The organism is Pseudoflavonifractor sp. MSJ-30 (assembly GCF_018918045.1).
Taxonomy (GTDB): domain Bacteria; phylum Bacillota; class Clostridia; order Oscillospirales; family Oscillospiraceae; genus Faecousia.
The window spans coordinates 47,074-61,859 of the sequence record NZ_JAHLPU010000022.1 but is presented as its reverse complement, the minus strand read 5'-3'; the positions used below and the strand labels follow the sequence as shown (position 1 = coordinate 61,859).

The following is a 14,786-nucleotide window of genomic DNA, read 5'->3' as shown; positions in this document are numbered from 1 at the left end:
TGAGATCCTGTTAGGGTTCGTCAGCCTGGGAGAGGCTGCGGTAGATGTCCAGAAGGGTGTCCAGGTTTTGCTTCGGATCGTGGGTGAGCAGCGCTCTGCGCCGGGCGGCGGCGCCCATATTGGAGGCGTCCGCTTCCATGGCAAAGACCCGGCAGATATCCTGCGCCAGCACATAAGGGGCGGAGGACTGGTAGAGCAGCCCCTCCTCAGGGGCGTGCAGCATGGAGGACACGCCGCCTACGTCCGCGGCGATGCAGGGAAGCCCCAGAAGCATGGCCTCGCCCAGAATATTGGGGGAGTTCTCCATGACGGAGGGCAGCACGAAGACGTTGGCGCTTAAAAAGGCCTGCTTCATCTGCTCCGCGTCCAGACGGTTCAGAAAGCGGACATGATTTGTCAGGCCGTACCGGGCGGCATAGCGGCGCAGGTACTGATGATAGGTCTGTTCCAGAAGCCGCGCTCTGCCGGAAGACCGGAAGATATCCGGCCCGGGAACGGTGACGCAGGCGTCCGGGTACTGCTTCAGAACCAGGACCAGAGCTTCCAGAAGATGGTGGAAGCCCTTGATGGGGGTGTCCGGACCGGAGGCGAAGATGGTGTGCTTCCGGCAGGCATTGTATTCCCAGGTGCCGGAATAGAAGCTCTGCCGCAGAGTTTCGCCGCAGAAGTGGTACTTTGCCTGAGGGGCCAGCATTTTGCAGGCGGCCTCATCCCAGTGGGTGCGGCCCAAAACATGCTTTGTCATGGCGAGGGCGGCTGCCTCCATTTGCCCCCGCTGCAGGTAGTGCCGGCGCTGCATGGGCACATTGTCCAGCCGCAGCAGATCCCGCAGACTGAAGCTACGGAGGGCTGCCTTCGGCAGACCCTCGCCGTAGTGCTTTCCGCAGATGCCGCACAGACCCTGAATGCCCACAATGGTCCGGTCCAGCAGTCCTTCCTCCCGACAGGCCCGCAGCATTGCCAGGGTGTGGCTGTATTCCGTGCCCCAGATGTGGATTATATCCGGCTTAAACTGCCGAAGCTCCTGCCGGAACAGCGGCTCCAGAGAAAGCTCATACCGGTGCATTACCGGTTCCTCAAAGACACGGTAGCTCAGCCGGTCATCGGCAGTGCCCTCGGCAGCCTTCTGCCCCCGGCACAGGACGCGCAGATTCGTTTCCGGCATACCGTGCAGGTCTTCCAGCGTGTGGTCAATCCACAGGCCGTTTCCGGCGGTGCCGGTAATGGCCTGCTGGATGGTGCCGGGTATCAAATTGCAAAGCCACAAAAGCCGCATGGTCTCAGATCCTTTCGGTGGATTCCAGCATGGTGAGTATTTTCTTCGCCTGAACCAGGTTGTTTCGCTGTTCCAGCACGAAGCGTCTTGCCCTGATCCCCTGCTCCATCAGAGCTTCATCGGACTGCGCCAGCACTTTTTTCAGAGCGTTGGCGATGCCCTGAGGGGTCTCCTCTTCAATGAGGTTCACATAGGGAAGATATTCCCGGGGCATACCGGGCAGATTGGTCGTCAGCACGGGGGTGCCGGAAGCCATATATTCCATGGTTTTGGAAGGGAAGGAATATTTGACGTATTCCGCGTCTGTTGGCCGGGGGTTCACCAGAAGAGCGGCCTCCATTTCCTTCCCCACGATTTCGCTGCTGAGCAGCATACCGCCGTAGACGATCCGTGGGTCATCGATGCGCTTCAGCTCTTCTACATAGTCCCCCGGTCCATAGATCAGCAGCTGGGTGTCCGGCAGATCTGCCAGCCGGAAGCCCTGCACCAACGTTTCCAGCCCGTAGATTTTCCGGACGCTTCCGGCGTACAGGCAGGCGCGGGGGCTGCGTTTCCGGGAAAGGGAGGGCTGTTCTTTGGCCATGGCAATATCCGCGTGGCCCTCCAGAATCACATGGGGTTTGCCGTTGGGATTGACCCGGCTGTTCATCTGCTCGGTCAGCAGAACATAGTCTGTGCACCGGGCAATGACCTTGTTTGTCAGATGCCGGTAGAGCCGGTTGTAGTCCAGCATATCCGGAAGGTCCGTAATGATGCCCACGCAGCGGCAGCCCTTTCTCCGGGCCGCCAGCTGGGCAAAAAAAGCGGTGGTGCAGTTCAGGCAGTCCACAAAGACCACGCTGTCCGGCTGCGCCAGGGCAGAGACCATGGTATAGACCTGCCATGCGCCGGAGAGAATTTTCCGGAGGGGGTTCCGGTAGGCGGTGACATAGTGATAGGCGGCGCCGCCCTCCTGCTCGGGGGGGAGAGAGACCTTATTTTCCGTCATCAGGCTGCGGTTCAGGGGCAGCGAGGCTACGACGTCCACTTTTGTGTGGGCGGCCAGACCCTCAATCAGCAGCCGGTGGTATTTTTGGGACTGAAAGGCGGGCTTCTGCGGGGTATCCGCAAACAGTGCCCGATAAGCCCGTTCAGAACAGGTGGTTACGGCATAGATAACGTGCATAACGCCCTCCGGCTTTCTTCAAGCGGTTTTCTTTTTGGATGCGATCCGGGCAGGAAGCTCCCCAACGCATTCGACCAGCGCCATGATGGGGAAAATCCACAGGTAGGGTTCGGAGATCAGATTCTGCGTATTGAAGGTGATGGCCAAAGCCAGCAGGCAGACCAGTTTGTAAACAACATGTCCTTTGCCCCGGAAGACCAGACAGGCCCAGGCGATAACATGGAGCCAGCCGCTGATAACGCCCAGAATGGCAAAGAGAATGGTGGTGGAACTGGTGTTGTCCTGAATGATCTCCAGAATATAGGAGACGTTCCGGCCTACCTTGGGATTAAAGGACAGCAAGTGCAGATTTACCCGAATGCTCTCAAACCGGTCGTCAAAGGAAGGGTTGCCCGGGGTGACCTTCCGGAACATATACACAAGTGTTGTGTACAGCGGCGGTTTGCAAATGACGAGATAGCCCAGCACTGCCGCGGTCAGGACGAGGGCGGCGATGGTGAGGATCCTGCCCGACTTTTCCCGGTAGAGCTTTCGCTCAAAATACACAGTGATCAGCAGCAGTCCCATGGCCAGAACGGCGCCGGTGGAGAAGGTGCTGAGAATCGTCACACAAAGGATCCCGGTGCAGAGCCACATATGCCAATGCTTCTCCCAATCGACATGATAAAAGCTCAGATACAGGGCAAGAACCAGGAAGAACTGATATACGCCCGGCTCCCGAAAAATACCGAAATTCCGTTCCCGCACCAGAGTTTTAGGGACAAAGGCGAAGAGAAAATTGTAGAATTCTCCGCCGTAGTCGTTTACAAAAACGGGAGGCGGCAGAATTCCCCGGTCCGCCAGGGGACGCAGCAGGAAAAAGGTCAGCAGAGAATAGGCAGCCAGCGCGGTAAGGATCAGTGTGTAAACTTTCGCCGCCTGGCAGCAGGTGACAAAATAGGAGAGGAATACCCCAATGAGGATGCTGAACAGAATGCTGAAATACATCATCTGCCAATCCCGCTTGCAAACCATGGGAATCAGAATGGCGGCGGCGAACAGAAGCGCCAGCGCCACCCGGTAGTTGAGGACGATGCGCTTGAAGTCTTTTCGCCTGTAGATCAGGAAGAACAGCGCCGCCCCGGCGGTCAGCAGCAGAGAGACGAACTGCGCCCTGTAAAACCCGATCAGATAATGGGAGACCTGACTGACCCGGGTGAAATATAAAATCAGAAACAGATAGGCGGCAAGCAGGACTTTGTAAACCGTCTTTTCGGGGAATGGGTAACGATCGATCATGCTTCCTCCTGTTTGCGTTCCAGAATTTCAAGAATGGCTTTGGCCAAGTGTTCCGCACCCGGGGGGACGCTGATGCCGCCATGGGCGGCGGCTACCTCCTGACAGGCGGTATTTTCGTAGACGATAGGTGTGGTGCCGCAGCTGGCGGCTTCCAGAACGGTCATGCCGAAGGTCTCCTCCAGACTGGGGCAGACGTACACATCGGCGGTCGTATATATTTCGGCCAACTCCCGGGCACTGCCGGTGCGGGGAAGCCCCAGAATATTGGCAGGCAGTCCCTGCATTTGCGCCGGGGAAAGTCCAATCAGCACAATGCGGCAGGGGGCAGGCAGAAGGGTCGCCAATTGAATGAAGTCTGCCAGACCCTTTCGGGGTTCCCATACGTTGGCAACGCCCAGCACAAGAAAGGCATCCTCCAGATTCCAGAGTTTCCGAAAGTCGCCGGAAGTGGGCTTAAAGACCGAGGAATCCACCTGATTGGGGACCACCCGAATGGGGTAATCCTTCAGAAAACTTTCCCGGACAAGATCGGCCAGCCATTGGGAGGGTACCTCCAGGGTCAGATCGGGAATCCCGGTGAAAAGCTCTTTTTTGCGGAGGTAGTTTTTTCCCGTAGCGTCCAGAAGGGCCTTGGGATAGCTGCCCTTCTGGGGGCAGCCGCCGCAGCAGCGCTTCCACTTGTCACAGCCTGCTATGGTAAAATAGGGACAGTTGCCCGTAAAAGCCCAGCAGTCGTGGAGGGTCCAGATAATTTTTTTCCCACAGGTGCGCAGATAGTCGAACAGCAGCCCCACGTGGATGTAGTAGCCATGGAGGTTGTGCAGCCAGATCACGTCCGGATCGTAGTCTCGTACCTGACGGAGAAACCGGATGGTGGCGGTTTTGGAACCGAAGCCTCCGGTGCCGAAGACGCGATGCTGCAGGGCGTGGAGCCGGTAATCCCAGACATTTCCGATGGCCATGGTGGGGACGGAATTGTCCGTGCAGCGCCGCCCGTAGGCGATGCGGCAGGTATGCCCCTGCTGTTCCAGCCCACGGCAGGCGGAGAGAACGATTTTTCCCGTACTGCCGTAGCCTGCCACGGAGTTGATGAAGAGATATTTCATGTTTCCTCCCTGCCCAGCAGCTGCCGGAAGAGGCTTACATATTGCCCTGTGCAGATCTCCGGTGTGTAATGGCCGAGATACAGCTCCCGGCACTTTCGGGACATGGCCTCCCGGCCTTGGGGGTCCGCCGCCATGCCGCGGATCAATGCGGCCAGACGCTGAGATTCCCCGTTCTTCAGGCTTACACCCGCGCCGCTGCGGATATCGGACACAATATCGCTGTCGTCCATAATGGCAATCAGCGGAATGCCCTCCATCATGTAGCTGTAGGTTTTGCTGGGAACGCAAAGGCCTGTGGTGCCTGCTTCCAGGGAGATCAGGGCGGCGCTGCTGATCTGCAAGGCGTCCCGATAGTCTTTCCCGTGCAGAAAATCCAGGACCTTGGCATTGCGGAGATTCTCCTCCGAGATGGCCTTTTTCAGAGCCTCCATCTTATTGCCGTGACCGGCAAACAGAAAGAAAATACTCCTGTCATCCCGCAGAAGCCGGATGGCGTCAAGAATGGTATCCACATCCTGAACGGTGCCCATATTGCCAAAATAGGAGACCACAAACTTATTTCCAAGTTCCCGGGCAAAACGGTTTCCGGTCAGATCCCGGCAGGGCTCGCCGTTGTCGGCGTACCAGTTGGGAATCACGGTGATCTTCTTCGGATCAATGGTCCGGTTTCCCGTCAGAAAGGCCTTCATCTCCGAGGAGAGGGCCACAACAGCGTCCAGTTTTGGGTAAACCGCCTCGTTGATGTGCTTCATGAGCCGGGAAACGCTGCTGCCGGGCTTCAAAGCCCCCGTCTGTAGCGCCAGTTCCGGGTACAGGTCGTAAGAGACGAACACCAGCTTACAGCCGAAGCGCTTCTTGGCCCAGGAGGCAACCCAGGGGAGCACCGGCGGATTGGAATAGAACAGCACGGCACGGTACTGCTTCAGCCTTCCCATGTGGAGAAAGACTGACAGCGTAAAGGAAAAATAGTTGATCAGCCGCCCCAAAGTATGGCTGCGGCTGGGCTGCAGATAGTGCAGCCGCTGAACGGAAATACCCTCGATGACCTCTTCATCCGGGACGGGAGGACCGGAATAGTATTCCCGGGGATAACCGCAGAGGACATCTACGGTCAGCCCGCTTTTTTGCAGCGCTTTGGCGGTGTCAAAGGGAAGCTGCGCGGAGGAAATGTATTCCGGATGGAAAAATTGACACAGGAAAAGCACGTCCTTTTTGGGTTTCACAAAAGATGCAGCTCCTCTCGGATTTATGCCTCGGATTCTTTCACGGATGCGGGGAAATCCCACAGACAGTAATCGGTTTTGTATTGGCTCAGGGCAGGATCATAGCACAGACTTCCAAACGCCTTGTCTACCGCGGGAGTCATGTGCCGCAGCAGGGAAAGGACCCAGCCGAAGCCGGGAATCAGGGGAAGCTCTTTGCCCTTTGCCCGGGCGATTTCCCGGACAAGCTCGCTTGTATTGACATAAGAAGCGTTTTGCGGGCAGAAAACACCGCCTTCGCGGCTTTCAAGCAGACACTTTACCAGCGCGTTCAGGTTGCCCACATAGAGCATGGAGCGTTGATTCTGAACGGCAGGAAAGCAGGGGAGCTTTGCGGCCATGGCCTCCAAAGTACGGAAGTTGCCTTTGCAGCCCTTGCCATAGATCATGGGCGGCCGCAGGATGGCAACGGAAAAACCGTTCCCGGCCAGAGCCCGCAGTCCCTGCTCCGCCGCCAGCTTGCTGCGGCCGTAGTTATCCGCGGGCCGCAAGGGCGTATCGGCGGTAATGGACACGGTTTTGCCATACGGGGCGGTCAGACCGTAGACCGCCATGGTGGAGAGGAAGATGAATTGGGAAACGCCCTCCGCCTTGGCCTTTTCCGCCAGAAGCACGGGCAAACGCCCATTCACTTCGTCATAGAGAGCCGCCTGGTCAGGATCGTGTTTGTTCTGCTCCATATGCACCAGGGCGGCAGTGTGATAGATGGCGTCGAAGCCGTGAAAATCGGCTTCTTTCCAGTTGCTGTCCCGGACGCTGAGGGATTCCACCTGAAATTCCTCCGGCCATTGGGCAAGGAAAGCCCGAAGGCTCTGCCCCAGATAGCTGTGGACGCCGGTGATCAGCACCCGCCTCATGATTTGCGCTCCTTTTCCGCCAGAGCGCCGGTGCCGCCCTCCACCACGCCGTCATGCTTCAGTACGGCCAGGATGGTGCCGAAGAAGCAGCGGCAGTCGAAAGCAAAGCTGAGCTTCCGGGCATATTCGCCGTCCAGCCGGGCTTTGACGTCAATGGGCAGTTCGTCCCGGCCGTTGATCTGGGCCCAGCCGGTAAGGCCCGGGCGGATATCGTTGGCACCGTACTTGTCCCGCTCGGCAATCAGGTCAAACTGATTCCACAGGGCGGGCCGGGGGCCGATAATGGACATTTTTCCGGTGAAAATCTGTAAAATCTGGGGCAGCTCGTCCAGAGAGGTCTTACGCAGCAGCTTTCCTGTCCGGGTGATATACTGCTCCGGATTCTGGAGCTGATGGGTTGGTACATCGTGGGGCGTGCACATTTTCATGGTGCGGAATTTCAGAATCTGGAAATGGGTCTTGTGGATGCCCACCCGCTTCTGCCGGAAGAAAATGGGGCCGGGATCGTCCGCCTTGATGGCAATGGATAAAATCAGATACAGCGGGGACAGAATCACAATCCCGCAGCCGGAAAGAAAAATGTCCAGCGCCCGTTTTCCAAATTTTCGATACAAAACCGATTCCCTCTTTCTGGAGGTGCTTTCTTAATAAGGCAGAAAAACACACATTACACATTGATTCTCTTTAGTATACCACAAGCGGCACCAATCAGCAACAAAAAGTTTTCCGCCCACGGCGGCTGCCGCGGGCGGAATGGAAAGATTTACTTTTGCGTTGCCAGGCATTCCCGGACGATTTGCTCCATCTCGTCCCGGCGGGCCAGCATATCCTTTGCCAGAGCAATCTGGCAGCGGGTGCGCGCCAGGTTGTGCTGGGGATAGCGAATGTTGAAATAGGGGTCGCCCTCCAGGTAGTCCCCCAGAAAGCGGGTGGCCAGCTCGGCAGTCAGACAGAAGCAGCTGACAGCCAGGGTATCGGCCTCTTCCTTCGTCATGGTGTTGCCGGTGCATTCCAGAAAGCCTTCGGTGAAGGCCCGGAACACGTCCATGTCCACCCCGGCTTTTGCGGGATCCTTGCAGTCCTCCTCGCAGCGGTTGGCGGCGAACCGAATGGCATCGCCAAAGTCGTGGCCCATGAGGCCGGGCATAACGGTGTCCAGGTCGATGACCACAAGGGCGCTGTGATCCTTATCGCTGAAGAGAACATTGTTGATTTTTGTGTCGTTGTGGGTGACCCGCAGGGGCAGCTTGCCGGCGGCGTTCAGATCCGTCAGAGTGCAGGCAAGTTCTTCATGATCCAGCAGGAACCGGATCTCTTCTCCGACCTCCCGGACGCGCCCGGCTTTATCCTCGGCAATGGCCTGCCGGAAGTGAGCATACCGCTGCCGGGTATTGTGGAAGCCCGGAATGGTCTCCTTCAGAGAGTGAATGTCGAAATCCGAAAGCTGCCGCTGGAATTCTCCGAAAGCCTTGCCCGCGTTGCGCAGAACCTGAGGGTCGCGAACGGAGTTGTAAGTAACAGAGGGAATATAGTTGGTCATCCGCCAGAAGTTGCTGCCGTCGGCAACATAGGTTTTTCGGTCCGCGGTATGGTGGAAATGCAGGCAGGTTTTCCCGGGAGACTTGGCCCGGATGTGCTCCGTCACCTTGTCGATGTTGTCCATCAGGCCCACGGGATCCCGGAAGGCGTAGGTGTTGACGTTCTGAATCAGGAAGGACTTGGGGCTTCCATCCGCCAGACGGAAATTGACCTTGTAGGTGTGGTTGACGTTGCCCATCTGAATGGTTTCGTAGCCTAAGTAAGTGTCCTCGATGCGGAAGAGCCGACTGACCTGCTCCAGTTTTTCAGTTAAATCCAAGATATATACATCCTTTCTCGCCAAATAGAAAATCGGAAAGGGAAATGTTTACCCAAAACGATAAATCAGCTGCCGGGGCATCTCCGTACTCCGGCAACTGTCCTATTCTATCGCAGAGCGGGAGAAATGTCAATCAGGGACAAAATCTTTGGAGGAAATCACAACGAAAGACCAACGCGTTTCTCCATCCGCCCGGGAAAAACTGGGCACAATTGCCAAGGAAGCGTATTGCGGGGCGAGCGAGGCAAAAAGAAACGGAGAAAAGCCGAAAAGCCATTGCATTTGCCCGGGAAAGCGGGTATAATAAACTGATTCATTCTTTTATGAGGTTATGCTGTGTACTTAAAATCACTGGAATTGCAGGGCTTTAAGTCCTTTCCGGATAAGACGGTGATCCGCTTCGGCGATGATATCACCGCCATTGTAGGCCCCAACGGCTCCGGAAAATCCAATATTTCCGACGCCATTCTGTGGGTCATGGGTGAGCAGAGCACCAAGACCCTCCGGGGCGCCAAGATGGAGGACGTGATCTTCGGCGGTACCGCCAAGCGTCCCCAGCTGGGCTTTGCCGAGGCAACCCTTACTCTGGATAACTCCGACAGGGCATTGGCATATGATGCCGATGAGGTGGTGGTCACCCGGCGGTATTACCGCTCCGGCGACGGCGAATACTATATCAATCGCCAGTCTGCCCGCCTGAAGGACATCAATGAACTGCTGATGGACACGGGCCTGGGCCGGGAGGGCTACTCCAACATCGGTCAGGGCCGTATTGACGAAATTCTCTCTCTGAAAAGCGGCGACCGCCGGGAAATCTTCGAGGAAGCCGCCGGTATCTCCAAATACCGCCACAGAAAAGAGGAGACCGAGCGCCAGCTGGAGCGTACAGAAGACAATCTGCTTCGCATTGGCGATAAGGTCTCGGAATTGGAGCTGCAGCTGGAGCCGCTGAAGGTCCAGTCCGAAAAGGCCCGGAAATATCTGGAAATGAAGGAAGAGCTGAAAGGCGTAGAGGTAGCCGTATGGCTGGATACGCTGGATAAGCTCTCCGCCGCGGCGAAAAAGGCGGAGGAGGACTATAAGTCCGCATCCTTCGTGCTGCAGCAGGCGCACGATGATCTGGACGGACTTTACCGTCAGGCGGAGGAACTGGGCACGGCTCTGCGGGAGAAGGACGCTTCGCTGGAATCTGTCCGGGTAAAGACCACCATGTTCCAGAGCACCCACCAGCAACTGGAAGGGCAGATGGCGGTGCTCCGGGGCAATGTGGAGAACAACAATGCCAATTTGAGCCGCATTCAAGAGGAAATCCAGGGCCAGCAGGACCGTTCCGGAGGCCTGGAAAGTCAGATCGCCCAGACGGAGCGGCGGGTGGCCCAGATCGACAGGGATCTGGCCGACGTCCGGGAGTCCGCTGCCGCTTCCCAGCGGAAGCTCTCCGAAATGACCGCTTCCGCCCAGGGCCTGAGCAAACAGTTTCTGGAGCTGCGAACCAAAGAGACGGATCTGCAGGCGGAGATCGCCGGCTGTGAGGCAGACGTGCGGGCACTGGAAGAAAACCGGGAGAGCACCCGGCAGCGCCTTTCCCAGCTGGAAGAGGACCTTTCCTCCGGCGAAGCCCGGCGGGAAGAAGCAAAGAAAAATCTGGAGGATAGCCGCAGGGCGCTGAAGGATGCCCAGGAGCAGGTCACCGCTTCCAACAACATCATCTCCGGCTTTGCTCTGCGGCAGGACAGCCGCCGCAAGAGCAGAGACGTTTCTGCCGAGCGGCTGCGGCAGCTCACTGCCCAGCTGGAGGGTGTTTCCGCTAAGGTCAGGGTATTCCAGGCCATGGAGCGGGACTATGAGAGCTACCAGAAGTCCGTCCGGATGATCATGCGGGAAGCCCAGCGGGGCGGTCTGCGGAATATCCACGGGCCCGTATCCCGGCTGATCCGCACGGATAACACATATGCCGTGGCCATCGAGATCGCGCTGGGCGCGGCCATGCAGCAGATTGTTGTGGACAGCGAGGCCGACGGCAAAGCGGCCATCGGCTACCTGAAGCGCACCGGCGGCGGCCGGGCCACATTCCTGCCTCTGTCCTCTATCTGGGGCAAGAATCTGCAGGAGCCAGGGGTGGAGCACAGCCGGGGCTTCGTGGGCATCGCGGCGGATTTGGTGAAATACGATCCCAGGTATAAAAATATTGTACAGAATCTGCTGGGCCGGACGGTAATCGCTGAGGATCTGGACGCGGCTATCGCCATGGCAAAGCAGTTTAAGAACCGTTTCCGAATTGTGACGCTGGACGGCCAGGTCATGAACGCCGGCGGCTCCATGACCGGTGGCTCCGTGAACAAGGACGCGGGCATTCTATCCCGGGCCAATGAGCTGGAAAAGCTGACGGCCCAGGAAAATCAGCTGACGGCCCAACGGCAGCAGGAAGAGGCGTCGCTGCAGGAGGCCCAGAGACTGTTTGATCAGGTGGAGTTCCAGCTGAGCACTGCCCGGGATCAGCTCCGGGAGGCGGAGGATCAGGTTCTTCGCCTGCAGGGGCAGGAAAAGCAGTATGAGGTGCTCTACAATGCCATTTGCGAGGCGGCGGGCTCTGCCGGGAAGGAACGGGAAGGACTGCTGACCCGGGACCGGGGCGACGCGGAACGTATGGCGGCGCAGAAGGCGAAGATCCAGGTTTATGAGAAGGATCTGCGCCAGACAAAGCAGCAGACGGCAAGCCTGGAGGGCAGCCAGTCCGAGGCGGCGCAGGCCATGGATACCATCACGGGCCGCATGACCGAGTTGCGGGCAAAAGAAGCGGCGCTGGACGCCGAGCGTACCACCGCCCTTTCCCACATGGAAGATCTCCGGGGCCTGATGTCCGCCATGGAGGGCGACCGGGAGAAAAAGCAGGCGCTGATGGACGCCATGCGGCAGGAAAATGACCGCATCGCAGGAGAGATTCAGGCTCTGGAGCAGCGGCAGAAGGACAATGACGCCGAAGCCGCGGCAATGAATGACACCTTGCAGAAAATGCTCATGGACCGGGCGGATACGGAAGCGGGCAAGACCAGGGCTGAGCACGATGCCCAGGAGAAGAATAAGGATATCCTCAATATGGAGCGGGCCTGCGCTCTGCTGGAGCAGAAGAAGGTCACATCCTCCATGGAGGAACGGCAGATTGTGGACAAGTTGTGGGATTCCTATGGCCTGACCCCCGGCACCGCCGGTGAGGCCCGGGGTGAGATCGATTCCGTGCCCGCGGGCAACAAACGCATTGGAGAGTTGAAACGGAAAATCGCCGCTCTGGGCACCCCCAATCTGGGCGCCATTGATGAATATGCCCGGGTCAATGAGCGGTACAGCTACCTCGCCGAACAGCGGGACGACGTGCTGACATCCAAGCGGGAACTGGAGAGCATCATCCGGGATATCACAAAGGAAATGACCTCCATCTTCGTGGAAGAATTCGGAAAAATCAACCACTATTTCGGCCAGGTGTTTGAGGAGATGTTCGGCGGCGGCAAGGGTCAGCTGATTTTGGAGGACCCAGAGAATCCGCTGACCTGCGGCATTGAGATCCGGGTGCAGCCCCCCGGAAAGCAGGTCAAGACAATTACGCTGCTGTCCGGCGGCGAAAAGGCTTTTGTGGCAACGGCGCTGTACTTTGCCATTCTGAAGGTACGGCCTACGCCCTTCTGTCTGCTGGACGAGATTGATGCCGCTCTGGACGACCGGAACGTTGACCGATTCGCCGGCTATCTGCACAACCTGAAAAAGACGCAGTTCATTGTCATCACCCACCGGCGCGGCACCATGGAAGCCGCGGACGTGCTCTACGGCGTTACCATGCAGGAGCAGGGCGTTTCCAAGCTGCTGCGGCTGGATCTGAACCAGATGGAGGAATATCTGGGCATCGGTGAATAAGGAAGAACAGCACGGGTATTGCGTGCCGGTCACCATACCGGCGCCGCAATGGAATCGCTGTTTTGGAATACCACAAAGGAGATAATTATGGGATTTTTTGACAAAATCAAAGCCGGGCTGGCCAAAACCCGGGATGCCCTCAGCGATAGCTGGAACGACCTGTTTTCCGGCGGTTCCGAGATCGATGACGACTTCTATGACGAACTGGAAGAGAGCCTGATTCTGGCGGATCTGGGGGTGGAAACGGCAACCAGGGCCACAGCGGCTTTGCGCAAAACCGTCAGGGAAAAACGCCTGACCCAGGCAGACCAGGCCAGAGACGCACTGAAGGAGATCCTGACCGGTATGGTCAGCGTGGGGGAGCCGGAGCTGAACCTCTCTACCCATCCCAGCGTGATTCTGGTCATCGGCGTCAACGGTGTGGGGAAAACCACCACCATCGGCAAGATCGCCAAGCAGCTCTGCGACCAGGGCAAAAAGGTTCTGCTGGTGGCGGGAGATACCTTCCGGGCCGCCGCGGCGGATCAGCTGGAGATCTGGGCGCAGCGCAGCGGGGCGGATATCGTCCGCCAGCATGAGGGCGCGGACCCCGCGTCCGTGGTCTATGACGGTATCCAGTCCGCAAAGACCAGGGATGCAGACGTCATCATCATCGACACCGCCGGACGGCTGCATAATAAGACCAATCTGATGAACGAGCTGAACAAGATCAGCCGCATTGTGGAGCGGGAGCTGCCGAGCGCTTCCCGGGAGGTTCTGCTGGTGCTGGACGGCACTACGGGTCAGAACGGCCTGATTCAGGCCAAACAGTTCAAAGAGATCGCCGGGGTCACGGCGCTGGCCGTCACCAAGCTGGACGGGACCGCCAAAGGCGGCATTGTCATCGCCGTGGCGGACAGCCTACAGATTCCCGTGAAGTTTATCGGCGTGGGTGAAAAGGCGGAAGACCTGATGCCCTTCGTGGCGGCGGATTTTGTAGACGCGTTGTTTTAAGGAGAAAGAGGCAGAGAGATGAAGGTAGTTCTGGCAAGCAAAAACAAGCACAAACTGGTGGAAATCAGCCAGATCACGGAGAAATTCGATATGCAGCTGGTTCTGGAATCGGAGCTGGGCGTGGATATCGACGTGGAGGAGACCGGCACAACCTTTGAGGAGAATTCCTTCTTGAAGGCCAACGCCGTTATGCAGGCTACGGGTCTGCCCGCACTGGCGGACGACTCCGGTATCGCGGTGGATGCCCTCAACGGCGAGCCGGGTATTTACTCCGCCCGCTACGGCTTTGACGAGAGTCTGGACGATGCGGGCCGGGTGCGGCTGCTGCTGAAAAATATGGAAAATGTGCCGGACGACAAGCGGCAGGCGAAGTTTGTCTGCGTGATCACCCTGGTGACGCCGGACGGAAAAACCATCCAGGCCAGAGGCGAGGTTCACGGTTTTGTGACCCACGCTCCGGCGGGGGACGGCGGCTTCGGCTATGACCCCATTTTTTATTACCCGCCCTTCGGCAAGACCCTGGCAGAGGTCCCTCAGGAGGAGAAGAACCAGGTGTCCCACCGGGCGGAGGCTTTGAAGATTTTTTACGAGAAACTAAAGGAGGCAGGCTATGCTGAACAGTAAACAGCGGGCAGAGCTGCGGGCTCAGTCCAATGAGCTGGATACCACCCTTATGGTGGGCAAGGGCGGCGTTACGGAGGCCGTCATCGCGGAGGCGGAAAATCAGCTGACCGCGAGAGAACTGGTAAAGGGAAAAGTGCTGGAAGGGGCGCTCATGACGCCCCGGGAGGTCAGTGACGCCATCTGTGAGGCTACCGGCGCGGACGGCGTGGCCTGTGTTGGCTCCAAGTTCGTGATCTACCGCTTCAGCGAGAAGAAGCAGGCCGAGCGGAATATGACCGGCCGGGCAAAGCGGAAGGAGACTCCTGTCAGCAAGTCTGACCCCGTGCGCAAGGGCATCCGCGCCCGCCGTCATGCCGCCAAACTGGTACGGGAGCAGCGCAACGCCTTCTTCAAGGAAAAGGCTGTGGAAAGAGCCATTGAGCGGGATCGGGAAAAGCAGCTGCGGCAGAAGGAGCGGTAAC

At 58.0% G+C, this 14,786-nt stretch carries 12 protein-coding genes; 4 read left to right on the top strand and 8 right to left on the bottom strand.

Translation table 11 applies throughout. The features are described 5' to 3' along the window. Positions 1 to 10: 10 nt before the first annotated feature. The 8 genes from KQI10_RS03365 to KQI10_RS03330 form a co-directional block, all read right to left on the bottom strand. Complete coding sequence (locus KQI10_RS03365; protein WP_216565995.1) at positions 11 to 1,276, bottom strand: glycosyltransferase family 4 protein; 1,266 nt, start codon at positions 1,274 to 1,276, stop codon at positions 11 to 13. A 4-nt stretch (positions 1,277 to 1,280) separates the two neighbouring features. Further along, positions 1,281 to 2,441, bottom strand: coding sequence for a glycosyltransferase (locus KQI10_RS03360; protein ID WP_216565994.1), 1,161 nt, complete (start codon positions 2,439 to 2,441; stop codon positions 1,281 to 1,283). Between the two features lie 18 nt (positions 2,442 to 2,459). Next, positions 2,460 to 3,719, bottom strand: a complete 1,260-nt coding sequence (locus KQI10_RS03355) for a hypothetical protein (protein ID WP_216565993.1) — start codon at positions 3,717 to 3,719, stop codon at positions 2,460 to 2,462. After that, complete coding sequence (locus tag KQI10_RS03350) at positions 3,716 to 4,825, bottom strand: glycosyltransferase (protein ID WP_216565992.1); 1,110 nt, start codon at positions 4,823 to 4,825, stop codon at positions 3,716 to 3,718. The genes KQI10_RS03355 and KQI10_RS03350 overlap by 4 nt, the downstream gene beginning before the upstream one ends. Next, complete coding sequence (locus tag KQI10_RS03345) at positions 4,822 to 6,048, bottom strand: glycosyltransferase family 4 protein (protein WP_216565991.1); 1,227 nt, start codon at positions 6,046 to 6,048, stop codon at positions 4,822 to 4,824. Before KQI10_RS03345 ends, KQI10_RS03350 begins: the two co-directional genes overlap by 4 nt. 23 nt (positions 6,049 to 6,071) lie before the next feature. Beyond that, positions 6,072 to 6,944, bottom strand: a complete 873-nt coding sequence (locus tag KQI10_RS03340; protein WP_216565990.1) for an NAD-dependent epimerase/dehydratase family protein — start codon at positions 6,942 to 6,944, stop codon at positions 6,072 to 6,074. Further along, on the bottom strand, positions 6,941 to 7,558 hold the full coding sequence (locus tag KQI10_RS03335; RefSeq protein WP_216565989.1) for a sugar transferase: 618 nt from the start codon (positions 7,556 to 7,558) through the stop codon (positions 6,941 to 6,943). Before KQI10_RS03335 ends, KQI10_RS03340 begins: the two co-directional genes overlap by 4 nt. 149 nt (positions 7,559 to 7,707) lie before the next feature. Then, positions 7,708 to 8,802, bottom strand: coding sequence for a phosphotransferase enzyme family protein (locus KQI10_RS03330; RefSeq protein ID WP_216565988.1), 1,095 nt, complete (start codon positions 8,800 to 8,802; stop codon positions 7,708 to 7,710). Between the two features lie 336 nt (positions 8,803 to 9,138). Between KQI10_RS03330 and smc the strand changes: the two genes are divergently transcribed. The 4 genes from smc to KQI10_RS03310 all read left to right on the top strand — a co-directional run bounded on the left by smc (position 9,139) and on the right by KQI10_RS03310 (position 14,785). After that, complete coding sequence (gene smc, locus KQI10_RS03325) at positions 9,139 to 12,708, top strand: chromosome segregation protein SMC (protein WP_216565987.1); 3,570 nt, start codon at positions 9,139 to 9,141, stop codon at positions 12,706 to 12,708. Between the two features lie 87 nt (positions 12,709 to 12,795). Next, positions 12,796 to 13,701 (top strand): signal recognition particle-docking protein FtsY, encoded by a 906-nt coding sequence (gene ftsY, locus KQI10_RS03320; RefSeq protein WP_216565986.1) that lies wholly within the window; start codon positions 12,796 to 12,798, stop codon positions 13,699 to 13,701. An 18-nt stretch (positions 13,702 to 13,719) separates the two neighbouring features. Next, the gene (locus tag KQI10_RS03315; protein WP_216565985.1) at positions 13,720 to 14,325 is read left to right on the top strand and encodes an XTP/dITP diphosphatase; all 606 of its coding nucleotides are present in this window, start codon (positions 13,720 to 13,722) and stop codon (positions 14,323 to 14,325) included. After that, positions 14,312 to 14,785 carry a YhbY family RNA-binding protein gene (locus KQI10_RS03310; protein WP_216565984.1) on the top strand — a complete coding sequence of 158 codons (474 nt, stop codon included), beginning with the start codon at positions 14,312 to 14,314 and terminating at the stop codon, positions 14,783 to 14,785. The genes KQI10_RS03315 and KQI10_RS03310 overlap by 14 nt, the downstream gene beginning before the upstream one ends. The last annotated feature ends 1 nt before the right edge of the window (position 14,786 follow it).

Bases quoted from the DNA above. Each gene is read 5' to 3' on its own strand.
- KQI10_RS03340 (WP_216565990.1), bottom strand. From the start codon at position 6,944: ATGAGGCGGGTGCTGATCACCGGCGTCCACAGCTATCTGGGGCAGAGC.
- KQI10_RS03315 (WP_216565985.1), top strand. From the start codon at position 13,720: ATGAAGGTAGTTCTGGCAAGCAAAAACAAGCACAAACTGGTGGAAATC.
- KQI10_RS03355 (WP_216565993.1), bottom strand. From the start codon at position 3,719: ATGATCGATCGTTACCCATTCCCCGAAAAGACGGTTTACAAAGTCCTG.
- ftsY (WP_216565986.1), top strand. From the start codon at position 12,796: ATGGGATTTTTTGACAAAATCAAAGCCGGGCTGGCCAAAACCCGGGAT.
- KQI10_RS03310 (WP_216565984.1), top strand. From the start codon at position 14,312: ATGCTGAACAGTAAACAGCGGGCAGAGCTGCGGGCTCAGTCCAATGAG.
- KQI10_RS03350 (WP_216565992.1), bottom strand. From the start codon at position 4,825: ATGAAATATCTCTTCATCAACTCCGTGGCAGGCTACGGCAGTACGGGA.
- KQI10_RS03365 (WP_216565995.1), bottom strand. From the start codon at position 1,276: ATGCGGCTTTTGTGGCTTTGCAATTTGATACCCGGCACCATCCAGCAG.
- KQI10_RS03360 (WP_216565994.1), bottom strand. From the start codon at position 2,441: ATGCACGTTATCTATGCCGTAACCACCTGTTCTGAACGGGCTTATCGG.